This window comes from Halomonas sp. SIMBA_159, from assembly GCF_046536035.1.
GTDB lineage: Bacteria > Pseudomonadota > Gammaproteobacteria > Pseudomonadales > Halomonadaceae > Vreelandella > Vreelandella venusta_A.
This window is the reverse complement of record NZ_JAWJBT010001460.1, coordinates 1-241: the sequence shown is the minus strand read 5'-3', so window position 1 is coordinate 241 and position 241 is coordinate 1. Positions and strand designations below refer to the sequence as shown.

The window sequence follows — 241 nt, the reverse complement described above, 5'->3', positions numbered from 1 at the left end:
CCGATCTTCCTGTTCCACTGCCAGAGAAGGAGAGAAATTCCGATGGATAGCGCAGATCTCGACGCGCAGCGGCGCGTCGTCAACCGGCTCCGCCGGGCAAGAGGGCAGCTGGACGCCGTGATCGCCGCGGTGGAGACGGAGGCGTCGTGCCGCGACATCGTGACGCAGTTGGCCGCGGTGACGCACGCACTCAACAGGGCCGGCTTCGTCATCGTTGCGGCGGCGCTGCAGGAGTGCGTCG

1 protein-coding gene is annotated in these 241 nt (G+C 67.2%); it reads left to right on the top strand.

Features of this window, described 5'->3' with window-relative positions; genetic code table 11:
- Nucleotides 1–42: 42 nt before the first annotated feature.
- On the top strand, nucleotides 43–241 hold a 199-nt coding region (locus tag R0J87_RS24080), incomplete at its 3' end, for a metal-sensitive transcriptional regulator (RefSeq protein ID WP_498889562.1).